The sequence below is a fragment of the Isoptericola sp. NPDC055063 genome, from assembly GCF_053608125.1.
Genome location: NZ_JBSGUW010000016.1, coordinates 1 through 17,206, shown reverse-complemented (window position 1 = coordinate 17,206; position 17,206 = coordinate 1). Strand labels below are relative to the sequence as shown.

At 76.1% G+C, this 17,206-nt stretch carries 15 protein-coding genes; 8 read left to right on the top strand and 7 right to left on the bottom strand.

Annotated features, from left to right (window positions below):
• Positions 1-42: 42 nt before the first annotated feature.
• Both ACWF41_RS18330 and ACWF41_RS18325 read left to right on the top strand, forming a co-directional pair.
• Complete coding sequence (locus ACWF41_RS18330; RefSeq protein WP_380321203.1) at positions 43-2,463, top strand: S8 family serine peptidase; 2,421 nt, start codon at positions 43-45, stop codon at positions 2,461-2,463.
• A 119-nt stretch (positions 2,464-2,582) separates the two neighbouring features.
• The gene (locus ACWF41_RS18325; RefSeq protein ID WP_380317310.1) at positions 2,583-2,969 is read left to right on the top strand and encodes an SDR family NAD(P)-dependent oxidoreductase; all 387 of its coding nucleotides are present in this window, start codon (positions 2,583-2,585) and stop codon (positions 2,967-2,969) included.
• Positions 2,970-2,994: 25 nt separating this feature from the next.
• On the opposite strand, the gene ACWF41_RS18320 is transcribed toward ACWF41_RS18325, so the two are convergent.
• From ACWF41_RS18320 to ACWF41_RS18290, 7 genes are read right to left on the bottom strand one after another with little or no spacing between them, the layout of a single operon-like run.
• Positions 2,995-3,687, bottom strand: a complete 693-nt coding sequence (locus ACWF41_RS18320; RefSeq protein WP_380317307.1) for a hypothetical protein — start codon at positions 3,685-3,687, stop codon at positions 2,995-2,997.
• A 48-nt stretch (positions 3,688-3,735) separates the two neighbouring features.
• Positions 3,736-4,581 carry a hypothetical protein gene (locus ACWF41_RS18315; RefSeq protein ID WP_380317304.1) on the bottom strand — a complete coding sequence of 282 codons (846 nt, stop codon included), beginning with the start codon at positions 4,579-4,581 and terminating at the stop codon, positions 3,736-3,738.
• A complete protein-coding gene (locus ACWF41_RS18310) occupies positions 4,578-5,996 on the bottom strand; it encodes a hypothetical protein (RefSeq protein ID WP_380317301.1) in 1,419 nt (472 codons plus the stop codon). The genes ACWF41_RS18315 and ACWF41_RS18310 overlap by 4 nt, the downstream gene beginning before the upstream one ends.
• Positions 5,993-7,462 carry a CHAT domain-containing protein gene (locus ACWF41_RS18305; protein WP_380317298.1) on the bottom strand — a complete coding sequence of 490 codons (1,470 nt, stop codon included), beginning with the start codon at positions 7,460-7,462 and terminating at the stop codon, positions 5,993-5,995. The genes ACWF41_RS18310 and ACWF41_RS18305 overlap by 4 nt, the downstream gene beginning before the upstream one ends.
• Positions 7,459-8,880 carry a hypothetical protein gene (locus ACWF41_RS18300; RefSeq protein WP_380317295.1) on the bottom strand — a complete coding sequence of 474 codons (1,422 nt, stop codon included), beginning with the start codon at positions 8,878-8,880 and terminating at the stop codon, positions 7,459-7,461. The genes ACWF41_RS18305 and ACWF41_RS18300 overlap by 4 nt, the downstream gene beginning before the upstream one ends.
• A gap of 11 nt (positions 8,881-8,891) precedes the next feature.
• Positions 8,892-10,280, bottom strand: a complete 1,389-nt coding sequence (locus tag ACWF41_RS18295) for a hypothetical protein (RefSeq protein WP_380317292.1) — start codon at positions 10,278-10,280, stop codon at positions 8,892-8,894.
• Between the two features lie 4 nt (positions 10,281-10,284).
• Positions 10,285-10,692, bottom strand: a complete 408-nt coding sequence (locus ACWF41_RS18290) for a hypothetical protein (RefSeq protein WP_380317289.1) — start codon at positions 10,690-10,692, stop codon at positions 10,285-10,287.
• A gap of 226 nt (positions 10,693-10,918) precedes the next feature.
• Between ACWF41_RS18290 and ACWF41_RS18285 the strand changes: the two genes are divergently transcribed.
• The 6 genes from ACWF41_RS18285 to ACWF41_RS18260 form a co-directional block, all read left to right on the top strand.
• Positions 10,919-12,478, top strand: a complete 1,560-nt coding sequence (locus tag ACWF41_RS18285; protein ID WP_380317286.1) for a phage tail sheath family protein — start codon at positions 10,919-10,921, stop codon at positions 12,476-12,478.
• Positions 12,479-12,516: 38 nt separating this feature from the next.
• Complete coding sequence (locus tag ACWF41_RS18280; protein WP_380317283.1) at positions 12,517-13,038, top strand: phage tail protein; 522 nt, start codon at positions 12,517-12,519, stop codon at positions 13,036-13,038.
• A gap of 14 nt (positions 13,039-13,052) precedes the next feature.
• Entirely contained in the window at positions 13,053-13,832 is a 780-nt protein-coding gene (locus ACWF41_RS18275) for a hypothetical protein (protein WP_380317280.1), read from the top strand.
• Positions 13,829-14,971, top strand: a complete 1,143-nt coding sequence (locus ACWF41_RS18270; RefSeq protein ID WP_380317277.1) for a hypothetical protein — start codon at positions 13,829-13,831, stop codon at positions 14,969-14,971. Before ACWF41_RS18275 ends, ACWF41_RS18270 begins: the two co-directional genes overlap by 4 nt.
• Entirely contained in the window at positions 14,968-16,239 is a 1,272-nt protein-coding gene (locus tag ACWF41_RS18265; protein WP_380317274.1) for a DUF4255 domain-containing protein, read from the top strand. The genes ACWF41_RS18270 and ACWF41_RS18265 overlap by 4 nt, the downstream gene beginning before the upstream one ends.
• Positions 16,236-17,206, top strand: a 971-nt coding sequence (locus tag ACWF41_RS18260) for a hypothetical protein (RefSeq protein WP_452183004.1), incomplete at its 3' end; no start/stop codon positions are given. The genes ACWF41_RS18265 and ACWF41_RS18260, both read left to right, overlap by 4 nt.

The window sequence follows — 17,206 nt, the reverse complement described above, 5'->3', positions numbered from 1 at the left end:
TCGCGACGAGCGATCCCCCTCGTCCTGGCACCGGCACTCTCGTTGCCGCTGGTCCTCATCGCAGCCTCACCATCGAGCGCGCAGACGTCATCCGACGACTGCGCGCAGTTTTCTTATCCGGGGGACCCCGCCTTCGTCGCGGCGAGCCCGGACGAGGTCGACGCCGCGCGGGCCAGCTGGGAGACGCCGGAGTACGGCTTCTTCACCGGCCACAACCCGGCGTCGCCCGGCACGGCCATCGACGCCCCGTGGCAGATGGCCGCGGTGAACGCGTCCAGCGCCTACGCCCTGGGGTACTGCGGGCAGGGCGTCACGCTCGGGATGATGGACTCCGGCTACCGGACGACGCACAAGGCGTTCCAGACCCCCCTGATCCAGCCGGTGACGGGGACCGGCGTCTACGGGACGTCCGGGTTCGGGTACCGCGGCCTGAACCCGTCGAACCCGTTCCACGCGGGCGAGCCGTTCACCGTGGCCGGCGACCAGGCGAACCCGAGCGACTACTCGCACGGGACCGGCATGCTGGGGGTCACCTCCGGCCTGCGCGACGGGAAGGAGCAGCACGGCATCTCCTTCGGGTCGACGATGGCGGTGGCCAAGACGGGTGGGTCCGACAGCCAGTCCCACGGTCCCTTCCACGACTACGTCTACTGGTCGACGGCGAACAAGGCGCTGGTCGACGCGGGCGCGGAGGTCATCAACAGCAGCTGGGGCTCCTACGTCCAGACCATCGACCGGACCCGCTACGACGGGCTGGGGAACGACCTGGGTGTCGACGGGAACCTCGCCCACGCCTACCAGGTGAGCGGCAAGGACAGCGTCAACCCCACGGCGATGAGGACGGTGCTCCCGAACGAGTACCAGAAGGACCTCGAGTACCAGTACTTCCTGTTCAAGAAGAGCTACTCGAAGGACGGGATCCAGTACAACCCCGACCACCCCGGACAGTCCTTCATGGACGCCATCTGGGACGCCATCAAGGACAGCGGCACCGTGAACGTGAGGTCGGCGGGCAACAACGACTGGAGCAACCCGTTCTACCGCCCGGCGTACCCGTTCTTCACCCCCGCCGCGGAGAAGCAGTGGGTGGCGGTCGGCGGGGTCCAGGCGCCCACGGAGGCCAACCCCGAGTACACGAAGCAGTACGGGTTCAACGAGGCGGGGCTCGCCAAGTGGTGGTCCGTCTCGACACCGTCGAACAGCGTCCGGACCACGAGCAGCGCCGGGGACACGAACTACTCGAACTCGAGCGGCACCTCGCCGGCCACCCCGGTGGCGACCGGGGTGATGGGCGTGCTGCTCTCCCGCTTCCCGGACATGGACCCCATGCAGGTGCGCGACGTCATGCTCACCACGGCGAACAACAGGATGACGGACGGCACGCGGTTCCTCGGCACGGGGCAGACGTCGCCCACCGGGGAGTCCATCGCCTGGACCGCGCCCGACGGGCTGCCGGACGACCGGTGGGGCTGGGGGATCCCCGACCTGGCCAAGGGCATCCAGGGACCGGGCCAGCTCCTCGGCCCCCTGACCTACACCCAGGACGAGGCGCCGCTGGACGTCTGGTCGAACGACATCGGCCAGCGGGCGATCACGGAGCGGGAGCGGGAGGACCGGGCGTGGCTGGCGGGCTACGAGAAGGAGGGCATCTCCTTCGCCGGGGAGTTCGGCCCCAACGTCCTCAAGGCGGACGGCTCGCTCGACGAGCAGGCGTTCGTCGTCCAGGGCCTCCTGAACGACCCGGCGGTCCAGGCCGTCACGAACGGTCACCCTGAGATGTACGACAAGATCAGCCACGCGGACGCCGTCGCGTGGCGCACGGAATGGATGGACGCTCGTGCGGCCTCTATCCGGCACAAGATCGCCGACGGCCTCTACGAGGCCTCGCTGACCAAGCGCGGCGCCGGGACGCTGATCCTGACCGGCGACGACACGTACCGGGGCGGGACGACGGTCGACGGAGGCACGCTCGCCGTCGCGGGCACGCACGCCGGCTCGGTCGACGTCGAGCGCGGCACTCTCGGCGGCAGCGGTGCCGTGGCCGGCAGCGTCGAGGTCGGCTCGGGCGTGCTGAAGCCGGGCCTGTCCGCCGCGGAGGCCGAGAGGGCGAAGTCCGTGAGCGACGCCGACGTCGCCACCGGCGACGTCCTCGAGGTCGGCGGTGACGTGACCGTGAGCAGGTCGGGTCGGGTGGCCATCACCGTCTCCGGCGACGACGAGCACACGAGCGTGCGGGCCGGCGGCGACCTCGTCCTCGACGGCGAGCTCGAGCTGGACGTCCGTGGGCGCCTCACTCCGGGCACCGTGCTGACGGTCATGAGCGGCGATTCGGTCCGCGGCAGGTTCCACGCGTTGCCGCAGGGGCGGGTCCTGAACGCGGGCGGCCACCTGTTCCGCGTGTCGTACCAGGGTGGTGACGTGACGCTGACGGTCCTCCGGTCGTTGCCCCACCAGGGTCGATAGGCAGGACCTGCCACGGCGGGGCGAGTGCGACGTCCGTTCGTCGCCAGACCCCGGACGACGGTGCGGCAAGAGTGGGTGGGCCGGCGAGACCGCCGGCCCACCCACTTTCAGGAGGACGCATGACATCCGTCGCACTGGTCACCGGAGGGACGCGCGGGCTCGGGCGCGCCGTCGTCGAGGCGCTCGCCACGCACGGGGCGGCCGTCCTGCTGGCCGGTCGGGACGCCGACGCCGTCTGCCGGGAGGTCGCGACGCTGCGCGCTCGCGGTCTCGACGTCACGGGGGTCACGCTCGACGTGGACGACCCGGCGAGCGTGCGGGCTGCCGCCGCCGAGGTCGCGGAGCGCTTCGACCGCCTCGACGTCCTGGTCAACAACGCCGGGATCCTTCCCGAGGCGAGCGTCGCCCCGACGCCGGACGGCCCGCGGTTCGCCGACGTCCGCGTCCTCGAGCAGACGTTCCGGACCAACGTCTTCGGTCCCGTGGCCGGTGTCGTGCCCTGGTGATCCGGCGCGGGGTCGGGCCAACGGCTCAGTCGCGGCCGGACTCCACCCACCAGATGCGGTGGTGCAGGGCGCGACGGGGCACCTCGAGGAGGTCGGCCGCGCCCTGCACCGCCGCCTCGGCGCGCCTCGTGCTCACCGGCCGGGAGGCACCGACGGCGCGGGTGACCCAGCGCAGCACGGTGGCGTCGCCGGCGCCCTGGGCCCCGACGTTCATCTGCAGGTACTCCCACGACAGCGGCCCGTTCCCGCGGACCGAGACCCACGTGGTGCGGGCGGCGGCGAGGGTGCTCGGCGACGCGTCGCGCAGGTCGGTGGCCGTGTCGACGCCGACGCGTCCGAGCGCGGCCACGGCGTCGGCGAGGGCCACCGACCGCAGCAGCGGCGGTCGCACCCCGGGCGCCTTCGCGTTGTTGAACAGCGCGACGGCAGCTGCCGCGGGGCCGCCCGCGCTCGCCACGGCGGCCAGGAGGTCGCTCCCGGAGTCCCGGTACGGGTCGGCGCCCTGGGAGCGGCGGAGCGACCGGTAGGTGTCGAGGACGGTGGCGACGGCCGCCTGCCGCGCCCGCAGGGAGTAGACGGCGTCGATCGCCGACAGCGCGAGGGAGTGCGGGTAGCCGCCCGGCTCGGCCCACGCCTGCGGCAGCCCGAGGGTGGCCAGGGCCTGGTCCCGGACGGCGGTCGCATCGTCGGTCGCGTCGTCGGTCAGCGTGTCGGTCATGACCAGAACGTAGCGGGCGGGTCGTCCCGTCGTGCCGCAGGGCGGCGCTCATGATCCGATCCACGCGCTGGTCGCCCCGGCGATCAGTGGCGTGAGGACGATGACGGCGCGCTGGAGCTCGCCGAAGAGGCCCAGGTCCGCCCCGGTGGCGAGGTCGAGCTCCTTGCGCCGAGCGAGCGTGCTGGCGATGTCGTCGGCCCGCTCCAGACCGTCGAGCGGGTAGAGGCGATCGGCGAGACCTCGGCCTCGTCGGTCGAGCGCCGCTGTCGTCGGCGCGACGACCATCGCGACCGCCACGGTCCCCGCGATCCCTGCACCCAGGACCCGGAGGTCCCACCCGGACGTCGGATCGGTCCGGTTCAGGTGGGCGCCCAGGGCGATCGTCAGCAGCGCGATCTCGGCCCCGGCCCCCGCGACGGCACCGCGCACGGCGCGGCGATCGTCGATCAGTCGCGCGAGCCGGGTCCCGGCCGGGTTCCCGTGGTCCGCCGGGTCGTGGCGCAGCGCATCGAGCAGGCCGGCGGTGGGCGCGATGCCGAGGTACGCGACGAGCGTGATGGCGGGGCCGACCCAGTTGCCGCCCGTGATCAGGTCGTGGGCGATCCACACGACCATCACGAGGACCGCGCACCCGAGGAGCGCCGCGGGCCAGCTCGTCAACGCACGACGGACGTTCCGGGCGTCGGCCGGGAGCGCTGCCCACCGGCGGGCGCCGAGGGCCCAGACGACCCCGGCCGAGGTGCACGCAGCGATCGCCCACGCGGCCCAGACCTGGTCCGCCAGGGTGCTCAGCCCGCCGGGTTCGAGCAGGGCGAGGACGATGCCGACGGCGACCCCGCCCGCCATGACCAGGGTGTCGCGGGGGCGGGCCTCAGGGGATCGCCTCGAGCTCACCCGCCGCCGCCTGACGCAGGCACCGGGACGGCGACGGCCGGATCGCCGAGGACGACGGTGCTGGCGCGGTCGTGGGCGGTCACCCGGCTGTAGACCATGAGGTCGAGGCTGGCCCGGGCGCCGGCGCCGAACGTGGTCTGGTTCTCCCGCTCGGCGGCCTGGTAGCCCTGCAGCAGCGCGCCGATGGGGCGGTACCAGGGCTCCATCGCATAGCCGATCGGCCGCCCCAGGAACAGTCGTTCGTACAGCGCGGCCCGCAGCTGCGACGTCAGCGGCTGCACGTTGGGCGGGAACGCGAGCGTCCAGTCGAGGGTGGGCTCGACGTGCCCGACGAAAGCGCGCAGCGGCTTCTCCGCCCCGAGGAGGGCGCGCGGCAGGGGCGACGTCACCGCGCCCAGCGCGGCGATGCGGGCGAACGTGGCGGCGAGGTCGCCGGTGAACAGCCGGTCGTAGGCCGAGGGGCTGTCGGCGCCGGCCGAGCAGCAGGCCTGCGCGAACCAGATCGCGCCGTCGGGCTCCCACGACCGCAGCAGGGCGTCGGGGTCGAGCAGGGCGTGCTGCTGGTCCACGGGCTTGCCGAGGTCGGCGCCCATCGCGGCCAGGTCGCCGAGCGGCCCGGTCTGGCCGTGGCTGCTGGTGACGACGACGGCCGGGCGGTGCGCGGCGAGCGCCGCGGTGAGCCCGTCGACGGTGGCCGGGGCAGCGCGGCCGTCGAGGAACGTGGGGGCGAGCTCGGCGTCCTCGCCCATCGCCCGCGCGAGCGGCTCGGCGACGACGTCGCGCATGAGGGTGGTGATCTCGCCGAGCTGGTGGTCCACGGCCCACACGACGGGCGACGACCATCGCGCCCCGGAGCCGCGCCAGTCGTCCAGGACGGCGTCGACGTAGCGGGTGAGCGCCGGCCCGTCGAGGTCGAGCCGCCCGACGTACCGGACGGGGTTGAGGATGTACTGCACGCTCCAGGGGACCTCGGCGGGGGAGCCGTAGATCAGCAGGAACGCGGGCAGCTCGCCGGCGTCCGCGCCGGCGGGCGACGCCGGGAGGAACGGCTGGGTGCCCGCGGCGTGGTCGATCAGCGTCCAGCTCGCGTACGCGCCGCCCGGCCGGTAGCGGAAGATGCGCCCGCCCCGGGCCTCCACCAGGCGGTGCACGTCGGCGGGCAGGTCCGCGCCGGCGACGAGGTCCGCCTGCGAGCGCCCCTCGGGCTCGCGGGCCACCAGCCCCCACCCGACGTCGGGGTGTCGCCAGTCCCACGGGTCCGCGGGCGCGGGCCGCGCCGTCCGCTCGGCGAACGCGAACGGGCCTCCGAGCCACGCCCGCACGTCCGCGGCGAACGCGCCGGTGACCGGGCCGGCGCCCGACCACGCGTCCACGGACACCCCGACGTCGGGCCCGACGTGCGGCGCGGCGCTCACGGCGCGTCCCCGAGGACGTCGGGGGCCACGCCCAGCCGCGCGGCGAGCTCCCGGATCCGGGCGGCGGCCTCGCCGCGGAACGTCCCGCCCTGGTCCGGCGGCAGCGACTCGAGCACGAACTGCAGGGCCGCGACCTCGAGCCGGCTCGCGCGGGCGTCGGTCGTGTCGACCGCACCAGCGACGGCTGCTCCGGCGGGTCCTCCGACGGCGGGTCCGCCGGCCGCCTCGTCGGCGGCTTCTCCGGCGGCGACGTCGGCGGTCGTGTCGGGCGGCGGGGCCACCTGGAGCTGGAACTCGTCCCAGCGCAGGTAGAGGGCCGGGAGGGTCCACTCGCGCAGGCCGTCGCGCGCCCGCGCGGGCGTGGTGCCCTGCGCCAGCCCGTCGACCACGCGGTTCCGGGCGAGCACGGTCAGCGCCGCCCAGTCCAGCGGTCGCGGCTGGTCGTCGGCGGCGTCGATCCGGGCGCCGAGCTCGTCGACCAGCGCGCCGTACAGGCCGCTGGTGAGCAGCCGCGCCAGCTCGCCGCGGATCGGTTCCCGCATCCCGATGACGGCGTGCGACCGGCCCTTGCTCACGAGCTCTCGGGCCATGGACGTCAGGCCGGCCGCGCCCGCCGCGGCACCCTCGCAGCAGTTCAGCACCACGAGCCAGAACCCGCCCCGGTTGGCGCGCGTCAGCTGGGCCAGCTGCTCCTTGTCGAGCACGAGGCCGGTGCCCGGGTTCTCGACGCCCCAGTCGTTCTTCAGCGCGAGGCGCACGGTGCCGTCGGCGGACCCGTGGCAGAACAGGTGCAGCACGTGCGGGCGGAAGTCCTGCACGATGCCGCGCAGCTCGTGGAAGTCGGGCGGGACGAGCTTGACGTCCGCGACCTCGGGCGCGGTGCCGGCCTGGACCTCCGCCAGGAGCGGTGCGGCGAGAGCTTCCTCCCCGAGCACGACCAGCAGGCTCACCCGGCCGGGGCCGGCGGCCTGGGCGGCGTGGCGCAGCTCCGCCAGCTCGCCCGCGGCGGTGAGGCCCAGGCACGACAGCACCGCCACCACCCGCAGGGGCGGCTCGAACGGGTAGAGCGGTACGCGCGGCTCCGCGGTGCGCACCACGCGGGCGAGCGCGTACTTGGGCTCCAAGGCCAGGAACGGGCCCTCGTCCGGGAAACGCAGCGCCTCCCAGGGCACCCCTTCCGCGCCGCTGAGGGGCAGGACGTCGGCGTAGACCGGCACGCGGTCGTCGGTGCTGCGCATCGCCACGGTGAACGACGTGCCGAGCTCCTTGTGGGCGGCGAGGGAGCGGTAGAGCTCGGCGCCGAGGTGGGCGTTCACCTCCGGGTCGGCCGCGTACGCCCCCGTCTCGGTCGACCACGTGAAGCGCTCGTCCACGGCCGCGTCGTCGACCGGCTCGACGAGGTGCACGTGCGGCACGAGGCCGTGGTCGCCGTTCGCAGGGACGATCTGGAAGACGACGCGGGTCATGGCCGGCCTCCGTCCTGCGGTGCGGCGTCGGTGGCTGGGGCGGGCGGGGAGTCGTCGCTCGCGGGGTACTCCTGCCGCACGCTGTGCTCCAGCAGCTGGGACACGCGCTCCAACGCCGCCGTGGCGGCGTCGTCGACGGGCCGGTCGACGGCGCCCGGCAGCCACGTCATCTGGAGCTGCTCGATGCTGCGGGCCGCGGACGCGACCCACGCCTCCTGCTCCACGTGGGTGGCGGCCCGCCGCGTGGACTCCTGGAGGAAGGCGGAGCGGCCGTCGCGCAGCAGCCGCATCTCCGCGGTCCACCTCTGCCGCTCCGGCTCGACGTCCGGCGGGATCGTCCCGGGAGGCTCGACGAACAGCGGGTGCACCCAGGACGTCAGCGCGGGCACGGTGCGGCCGAGCCGCTCGGGGCGCGCGAAGATCGTGTGCAGCGCGGCGCCGATCTGCTCCGCGGCGGGGTCGGCCGCCAGGTCGTGCACGGTGGTCAGGCCGGGTCGCACGCCGGCGAGCTCGTCGGCGAGCTCGCGCAGGCCGGCCGTGCTCGGGTTGCCCGGCGGAGCCGAGAACGTGACGGCCACCGCGCCCACGCGGGTGAGCACCTCGACCAGCTCGGTGGGCTCGACGAAGGCGGGGATCTCGCCGGTCGTGGTGGGGCGCAGCGCGAACGCGCCGTGCCCGTCCGCGAGGTGGCCGTGCACGACGAGGTGCAGGACGTCGACGCGGTGGCCGTCCAGCTCCTCGAGCAGCCACGTGAACCACGGGGCGGAGACCACGGGCCCGTGGCGCCGGGCGCGGGGGCCCGCGCCCGAGGCCGGCGGGGCGTGCACGTCGACGTCGGCCCCGGCGGCGTCGAGCGGCTCGACGGCGGCCCGCGTCGCGGCCGCCCACCCGGCGTCGGTGAAGACGTGGACCCGCACGCCCGGGGTGTGGGCCACGTACTGGCCCGCCAGGCGGGCCACGAGGGCGGCCGGGTCGTCGCCCCCGCCCGGCGGCAGGCTGCAGCAGAGCGCGACGTCGAGGTGCGGTCCGGGACGCTCGGCGCGCACCGGGTGGAACGGCAGGCGGAACACGGGCCGGCCCAGCGGGGCGAGCAGGCGTTCCCACGGCAGCACGTGCAGCTGGCCGCGCGGGACGGGGATCTCCAGCCACAGCACGTCGTGCGGGGAGATCGGGGACTCGTCGAGGTCGGCCACCGCGGTCCGCAGCCGCGCCAGGACCGCGTCCGGCACGGTGAGGGACGCGTCGTCCACCCGGCCGGCGACGGACGGCGGCAGGCCGAGCTCGCCGAGGGGGCAGCGCGCCACCTCGAGCAGGCGTTCTCGGCCGCGCACGACGGAGAACAGCGCGTGGGACGCGTCGTGGTCGAGGTGGATCCGGAGCGTCGGCAGGCCGATCTCCGACCGCAGCGCCATCGCCATCGCCGGCCTCCTCATGCACCCGCCGGGGCACGGACCTGGCTCAGCAGCGCCCATGCCGTCTGGACCGACTCGACCTCGCCGTGGCCCGGGATGCACCAGGTGCCGTCCACGCCGACGATCTCGTGCGGCGGTCCCGCGTACCCGGCGCCGAAGGGGTAGCGACCGCCGACGTCGGGCATCGGCGCGAGCGTGGTGGCCTCGGCGCCGAGGCCCTGCGGGCCGAAGCCGCCCAGGGCGGCGAACCGTGACGGCGGCCGGCCTGCGATCTCCGCCTCCCCGAGGTCGGACGCGCGCCGCATCGCGAGGTGGAACACGCGCGTCAGCGGCATGTCGTGGGCCGAGAAGGTGCTGAGGACCGGGAGGCGCACCCGGTCGAGCGCGACGCGGTACCCGCCCGGGTGCCCACCGACGTCCGGCGCGAACGCCCAGGCGGACAGCGCGGGCTGCAGCAGCAGCACCGAGTCGACGTCGCGGCTCGGGGCCGTCCCGTGGGCGACGGCGGAGAGCATCACCCGGCACCCGTACGAGTGCCCGACGAGGTGCAGCCGGGCTCCGGAGCTGTCGGAGAGCCGGCGCACGGCGTCCGCGACCCCGGCGCTGCCCACCCGGCCGGCGCGGTCCTTCATCTGCCGCACCGTGGCGAGGCGGACACCCCCGCGCAGCAGCTCCAGCGGGTTGAGGAGACCGGCCGCCTGCGGTCCCGCGGCGACCTGACCGGCCCCCTCGTCGATGATGCCGCCGGGCTTCACGGCCGCGGGCGCGAGGCGACGGCGCGCGTCGGCCCACAGCGCGAGCAGCTCGGCGCCGTCGGCGGGCACCTGGTCGTTGTCGTTGTCGTCGTCGGTGTCGGTGGCGGTGTCGCCGCCGGCCGCGTCGTCGTCCCCGTCCCCGTCCCGCGGCAGGGAGGCGAGGATCTCCGCGGCACGCATGCAGCCCGACTCGCCGGCGCCCGGGTCGGCCAGGACGGCCCGCAGCTCCGCGCTCTGCTCGGGGCCGAGGTCGTCGTCGAGCGCCGCGAGCTCCGGCGCCAGCTCGCCGGCGAGCCCGTCGCCGCCCCCGGCGATGTCCGGGCCGCGCTCCCACGGCATGACCAGCGCGGTGCTGGGCCAGTGCACACCGGCGTACACGGGCCGGTAGGGGCGGTCGCGCGGCGGCCCCTGCGAGCGCACGACGTCGTCGAGGCGGTCGAAGAACCGGTCGTAGCGCGAGGTCGCGGCCGCCCAGTCGTTGTTCCACCCGTGGGAGACGAGCACGACGTCCGTGGCGTCGGCCGCGTCGTGCACGAGGGCGTCCAGGGAGCGCGGTGAGGTCAGCCGACCTGCGGAGTCGAACTGGAGGATGTAGACGGGCACCGGCCCCGTGGGGGTCTGGCGCACCTGCCACGGCACGTTCTCGGCCACGACCTCACACCTCCTCGAAGGCGGCGAGGAGCCGCACGCTCGCCGCCACGGTGCCCTCGTTCGTCACCTTGAACACCTGCGGCCCGTCGGTCACGAGTCGCCCGAGCACGTCGGCGTTGGCGAGGACGAACGTGCCGTCGACGGCGACCGGGTCGCCGTCGGTGGTGTCGTGCGCCGGGACGACGGTGACGGACGCCCCCTTGCCCGTGGCCGCCTCCGTCGCGGCGACCGCGAGCAGGGTGAGGGCGACGTCGTCGGGCACCAGCGGGATCTCCGCGGTGTCGCCGGCCTGGCCCTGCGGCGCGAGGACGGCGTCGGAGACCACGTAGCTGTCCGGCGCGAGCGTGAGGCCCACCGGCAGCACCGGCCCGCCGGCGACGCTGACGCTGGCGCTGAGCGAGATCTGCACCATGGTGACCTCCAGGGAGCGGTGCGGCACGGGCCCGGGCAGGCCGGGACCTCGACCCGACCAGCGTCGCGGGCGCTCGTCACCGGGCGGTCACCACGACGTCACGGAGACGTTCGGGCACGTCGCGCCTGCCGCGGCAGGACCCGCGGCCCCGCGTGACGGGCCCGTGACGGCCGGTTGACGTCCCCGGGCGATGCTCGCAGTGGCCTGGACCGTCGAAGGAGCCGTCATGAGCATCGCCACCAGCTACCCGGGCGTGTACGTCACCGAGGTACCCAGCGGGAACCGCACCGTCACGGGCGTGGCGACGTCGATCACGGCGTTCGTCGGGGTCGCGCGCCGCGGCCCGGTGGACGTGCCGGTCCCGATCAGCAACTTCTCCGAGTTCGAGCGCGCCTTCGGCGGCCTCGTGCGCACCAGCGGCCTCGGGTACGCCGTCCGGGACTTCTACCTCAACGGCGGCGGCCCGGCCCTCGTCGTGCGGGTGGCGCACCTGGACGACGCCGACGCCGACCTGCAGGCGACGGCGGCCCGGCTCGCGGTGGGCGGCCTCACCCTCGAGGCGATCGGCCCCGGCGCCTGGGCGAACGGCCTGGAGGCGACGGTCGAGCACCCCGCGGACCCCGACGCGACCGACATCGCCGCCGGCCAGGGCGTCGAGGCGGACGACCTGTTCACCCTCACCCTGCGCCTGGGCGACGAGGTCGAGGTGTACCGCAACGTCACCGTCGTGGACGGTCCGGCGCGCGTCACCCACCTGCTCGCGTCCTCGCGCCTGGTCCGGGCCACGGGAAGCGCGCCGACGACACGGCCCGCGGCCAGCGGCGTCGACGCGGACGGCGCCCTCGTGCCGGTCACCGTCGCGACGGCCGACCAGGGCTCCGACGGCGGGCCCGTCGGCGCGGACGACTACACGGGCGGCGGCCGCGGGCTCCTGGCGCTGGAGACCGTGGACCTCGTCAACATCCTCGTGGTGCCGCCGCCCACCCCCGCCGGGGAGCTCGACGCGTCCGTCTGGCCGGTGGCCGCCGACCTCGCCCGCAGGCGCCGCGCCTTCCTCGTGATCGACCCGCCCCCGGGCCTCGCGCTCGACGACGTGGGCACGTTCGTCACGGACGCGGCGGTCACGGGCGAGAACGCCCGCTACGCCGCGCTGTACTACCCGCGGGTGCGGCACGCGGACCCGCTGCGCGGCGGCCAGCTCGACACGTTCGCCCCCGGGGGCGCCGTCGCCGGCGTCTTCGCCCGCACGGACGGCGGCCGGGGCGTGTGGAAGGCGCCCGCCGGCCTGGAGGCGGCCCTCACGGGGGTCGTCGGGCTGGAGCAGGACCTCACCAACGACGCGAACGGGCGCATCAACCCCGTGGGCGTCAACGCGCTGCGCACCTTCCGCGACGCCGGGTCGGTGGTGTGGGGGGCGCGGACGCTGCGCGGGTCGGACGTGCTCAGCGACGACTACAAGTACGTGCCCGTGCGTCGGCTGGCGAACTTCCTCGAGGAGAGCCTGTACCGCGGCACCCAGTGGGTCGTCTTCGAGCCCAACGACGAGCCCTTGTGGGCGCAGGTCCGGCTCAGCGTCGGGGCGTTCATGCAGGACCTGTTCCGGCGCGGTGCCTTCCAGGGCACCAGCCCGCGCGACGCGTTCTTCGTGCGGTGCGACGCCGAGACCACCACGCAGCTCGACGTCGACCGCGGCGTCGTGAACATCCAGGTCGGGTTCGCGCCGCTGAAGCCGGCCGAGTTCGTCATCATCTCGGTCCAGCAGAAGACGGCCGCGGCGGCGCAGTAGCGCCCCCCCGACCAGGAGCCCGACACCAGGAGCCCGACATGGCTGAGTTCTCGGTCAACGCCACCCGCTTCGACCCGTACAAGAACTTCAAGTTCCGCGTGAAGTGGGACGGGAAGTACGTGGCCGGCGTGTCGAAGGTGAGCGCCCTGAAGAAGACCACCGAGGTGGTCAAGCACCGCCACGGCGGAGACCCGTCGTCGAGCCGCAAGTCGCCCGGCCGCACCGAGTACGAGGCGATCACGCTGGAGCGAGGCGTCACGCACGACGTCGAGTTCGAGCGGTGGGCGAACTCCGTGTGGAACTACGGCGCGGGCCTCGGCGCCGAGGTGTCCCTCGCGGGGTTCCGCAAGGACCTCATCATCGAGCTGTACAACGAGGCGGGGCAGCTCGTCCTCGCCTACAAGGTGTACCGGGCGTGGGTGTCGGAGTACCAGCCGATGCCCGAGCTCGACGCCAACGCCAACGGCGTCGCGATCCAGACCATCAAGCTCGAGAACGAGGGCTGGGAGCGCGACGTCGCCGTCGCCGAGCCGTCCGAGCCGTCGTTCGTCGAGCCCTGACGGCGGGCCGGACGGTGCTCGGGCGGCCCGCGCCCACGCTCGCCCTGTGGGAGGCGCTCGCGGCCACCGCGCCGCCCGCCCGCGGGGCGGCCGTGCTGGTGGCGCGCGGGGTGGCCCCGGACCTGGACGCGGCGTGCGCGCTGCCCCTCGCCGCCGCCGCCGGTGCGGCGCTCGCGGAGCTGCGGGAGCGGGCCGGGGACGTGCTCGAGACGGTCGTCACCTGCCCGTCGTGCGGGGAGCTCCTCGACGTCCCGCTGCCGCTCGACGGCGTCGCCGTGGGTGGGGACGGTGTGGTCGGGGACGGTGTGGGAGCGGGCCGCCTGGACGGTCCGGAGGTGCCGGACGTCGAGGCCGTCGGCCCGGTCGAGGTGCGCGCCCCGACGACGGCGGACCTGCTCGCCGCCCTCGCCGCCCCCGACCCCGCGGCGGCCCTGCGGCACCGCTGCGTGCGCCGGCCCGCGGGCGCTGGTCTCGACGGCGCTGATCTCGCCGACCCGGAGCTGGCCGAGCGGGTCGCCGCCGCCGCCGAGCGGCTCGTGGGGGCGGCAGGCGTGTCGGTGCGCCTGCGCTGCCCGGGCTGCGACACGGACGTGCGCGCCGACGTCGACGTCGTGTCGCTCCTCACCGACCGTGTGGCCGAGCAGGCGCGGGCCGAGCTCGCGGACGTCGCCACCCTGGCCGCCGCGTTCGGGTGGACCGAGCCGCAGGTGCTCGACCTCAGCCCGGCGCGGCGCGCGGAGTACCTGGCCCTCGCGGAGCAGGTGCTCGTGCGGGGAGGAGGCGGGGCGCGATGAGCGACGTGTTCGACCGGATCGCGGAGCGCTCCACGCGTGCCGGGGCGGGGGAAGGATCGGTGACGCGGCTCGTCGGGCGCCGGGACGTCTGGGCCTCCGGGCCGGTGCCCGCGGGCCGCGGGGCGCCGGAGGTGCCCGCGCCGGACCGGGCGGGGGAAGGCGCGGGGGAGACGTCCACGCACGGCGGGACCGCGCAGCGAGGCACACCGGCGCCCGCCGCGACGGGAGTGGGGGCGTACGCGGGCGGCGACCCGTGGCCCGGGCGCGACGGGCCCGGGTCCTCGGTCGCGGCGGGCGGTCGGCGCTCGGACGACGTCGGCTCCGGGGCAGCGCCACGAGGCGTCGCACCGGCCCCGCCATCCGGGGGCGCCGCGCCCGGCGACGCAGGGTCCGGGTCCGTTCGCCGACCCGGCGGGCCCGCCGGCGGCGCACGGACCGACCCTCGGCGCGCGGGCCTCGGCGCCGCCGGACCGGGCGCCGCGGTCGCCGGCCGGGCAGGACGGGTCGTCGGTGGCGCGCCTGCCCACGGCGGGCCGGGCATCGACGGTGACGACGGCTGGTACGGCCGGACCGATGACTTCCGGCGAGACACCTGGAGCGGCGCCGGGCAGGACGGCGCCGGGCAGGACGACGCCGGGCAGGACGACGCCGGGCAGGACGACGTCGGGCCCGACGACGCCCGGGACGACGGGGCCACGAACGGCGCCGGGCCACGCGACGTCGTCGCGCCCGGCGCATCGTCCCCGCGTCCTGGAGGAGGGACGCCCGTCCTCCGCCTCGCGGGGTCGGGACGGGGCAGCAGGCAAGGGGACGCACGTCACGGCCGCCCGGACGCAGGCGCCCGGACTGCGGGATCGCAGCCGGACCGTACGACGACCGCGCTCGGCCCGGAGGACCTGCTGCGCACGCACGTCGCGCCCGCGCTCGCGGAGCGCGGGCTCCTCGAGCCCGGCGGCGCGGACGACCTGGCCGCGCCCGGGCTGGGCCCCGTCGAGGCGCCGCCGGGCGCCGTCGTGCACGTCCACGTGGACCGGGTCGAGGTGCATCGCCCGACCCCGGAACCGCCCCGCGCCCCGCGCGCGGTCGCCCGGGTGGACCACGCGGACTACCTCGCCCGCCAGCAGCGGAGGTGGCGATGAGCAACACCCACGCCATCGCGGCCGTCACCGCCACGCTGCGGGCCGTGCTGCAGCGGGCCGTCGACGCGGAGCCCGACCCCGTCGCGGGCCGCAAGGTCACGACGCTGCGGCCCGCGCAGCTCGCCGCGCTCGGCTCCGACGACGCGCCGGCGCGCGGCCTCAACGTCTTCCTCTACCAGGTGACGCCCAACCACGCGTGGAACCTCACCGACCTGCCGACCCGCAGCGGGGCGGGCGCCCTCGTGGCGCGCCCGCTCGCCGCGCTCGACCTCCACTACCTGGTCACCGCGTACGGCGACGAGCCCGCCCTGGAGCCGCAGCGCCTCCTCACGCGCGCCGCGCTCGCGCTGGCCGCCACGCCCGTGCTCACCAAGGACGTCGTCGAGGACGCGATCGACCTCCTGGGCGCCGAGACGGACACGGCGTTCCTGCAGCACGCCGACCTCGCCGGGCAGGCGGAGCCCGTCAAGCTCAGCCCGGCGCCCCTGTCGCTGGAGGAGCTGTCCAAGCTGTGGGGCGTGCTCGGCACCCCGTACCTGCTGTCCCAGGCGTACATGGCGACGGTCGTGCTGGTCGAGGCCGACGACCCGCCCCGCCGCGTGCTCCCGGTGCGCACGCGCCGGATCGACGTGCGCACCCTGGCCCGGGCGGAGGTCGCCGCCGTCACGACCGCCGACGGCGGGCCCGCCACCACGGGGTCGACGCTCGTCGTCGAGGGCTCTGGGCTCGCGTCCGCGCACCCGTTCGTCGTCGTGGGGCGCACGCGGCTGGCGCCCGCGCCGGGGTCGACGGCCGCGCGCGTCACGGTCGTGCTGACCGACGCCGTGCCGGCGGGCGTGCAGGCGCTGCAGGTGGTGCACGTGCGCCCCGCCGACGCGGCGACCGGCGAGCCGGAGCGCGTGGTGGGGCGGTCGAACGCCGTGCCGCTCGTCGTCGTGCCCACCGTGGGGGCGGTGACCGTGGCGGGGGGAGAGGTCCACGTCCCCGTCGCGCCGCCGCTGCGCGAGGGGCAGCGGGCGGCCGTCACGCTGGGCCGGCTCGCGGAGCCGGGCGAACCGGACCCAGATCTGCCCGGGACCGTGCAGCCCGTGGTCGCGGCCGTGCTGCCGCCCGTGCCCGCCGGCCCGCCGGTCGCGGCGCTCGACCTCCCCGACGACGACCTGGTCCCCGGCACGTGGCTGGTGCGCGTCACGGTCGACGGCGTGGAGTCGCTGCCCACCCTCGGGGCCGGCGGCACCTACGACGCCCCGGCGGTGACCGTCCCGTGACCCTCGCCCCCGGCCGTGCGGCCGCGACGGCTGACGGCGCCGGCGACACCACCCCCGGCGTCGTCGCCGACGCCGACACCGCCGCCGACGAGCGCCGCGACCTCACCGTCGCCGAGCTGACCGTGGCGCGCGCACGCCTCAGGGGGGCGGACCCGGCACCGGCGGAGCGGGCGCTCGCGGGCGTGCGCGCCCGGGCGGGCGGGCCGGCGCCGCTGGACGTGCTCCAGGACCGCCTGGGACTGTCCGCCTTCGAGCGGTCGGTGCTGCTGCTCGCCTGCGGGCCGGACCTCGTGGGCGACGTCGCGCGCGAGCTCGCCGAGCACGGCGGCGGCCCCCGGCTGACGTTCGCCACCGCGCTGGAGCGGCTCCCCGGGGCCCACTGGGACGCCCTGACCCACCGCCGCCCCCTGCGCCGCTGGCAGCTGCTGCGCCTGGCCGACCCGGACGCCGTGCTCACCAGCCCGCTCGTGCCCCCGGAGCGGGTGGTCCACCACCTGGTGGGCGTGGAGGGGCTGGACGAGCAGCTGGAGCTCGCCAGCCGTCCGCTGGACGTCCCGGCCCGGCTGGGCGAGACCTTCGCCGCGCTCGTCGGCGACGTCGTGGGCCGGTGGACCGAGGGAGCACCCGTCGTGATGCGCGGGCCCCAGCCCCGCACCACGCGCGCCCTGGCCGCGGCCGCCTGCGCCGCGGCGGGCCTGTGGCCGCGCCTCCTCGGTGCGGACGCCGTCGACCCCGGCCCTGCCGGGCCGGCGACCACCCTGCAGCGCCTCGTCCGCGAGACCGTGCTGGCGCGCGTGGCGTGGGTGCTCGACGTCGACGAGGCGGCCCCGCGGGCCGTCGCCGAGCTCGGCCGGGCCCTCGCCGGGACGGAGGCGCCGATCCTGCTCGTGGCCTCGACCCGACCGGGTGGCGCGGCCCTCGACGCGCTCGGCCTCCCCGTCGTCGAGGTGCCGCTCCTCGGCGCGGG

Bases quoted from the DNA above. Each gene is read 5' to 3' on its own strand.
- ACWF41_RS18325 (WP_380317310.1), top strand. From the start codon at position 2,583: ATGACATCCGTCGCACTGGTCACCGGAGGGACGCGCGGGCTCGGGCGC.
- ACWF41_RS18320 (WP_380317307.1), bottom strand. From the start codon at position 3,687: ATGACCGACACGCTGACCGACGACGCGACCGACGATGCGACCGCCGTC.
- ACWF41_RS18305 (WP_380317298.1), bottom strand. From the start codon at position 7,462: ATGACCCGCGTCGTCTTCCAGATCGTCCCTGCGAACGGCGACCACGGC.
- ACWF41_RS18300 (WP_380317295.1), bottom strand. From the start codon at position 8,880: ATGGCGATGGCGCTGCGGTCGGAGATCGGCCTGCCGACGCTCCGGATC.
- ACWF41_RS18290 (WP_380317289.1), bottom strand. From the start codon at position 10,692: ATGGTGCAGATCTCGCTCAGCGCCAGCGTCAGCGTCGCCGGCGGGCCG.
- ACWF41_RS18285 (WP_380317286.1), top strand. From the start codon at position 10,919: ATGAGCATCGCCACCAGCTACCCGGGCGTGTACGTCACCGAGGTACCC.
- ACWF41_RS18280 (WP_380317283.1), top strand. From the start codon at position 12,517: ATGGCTGAGTTCTCGGTCAACGCCACCCGCTTCGACCCGTACAAGAAC.
- ACWF41_RS18270 (WP_380317277.1), top strand. From the start codon at position 13,829: ATGAGCGACGTGTTCGACCGGATCGCGGAGCGCTCCACGCGTGCCGGG.
- ACWF41_RS18265 (WP_380317274.1), top strand. From the start codon at position 14,968: ATGAGCAACACCCACGCCATCGCGGCCGTCACCGCCACGCTGCGGGCC.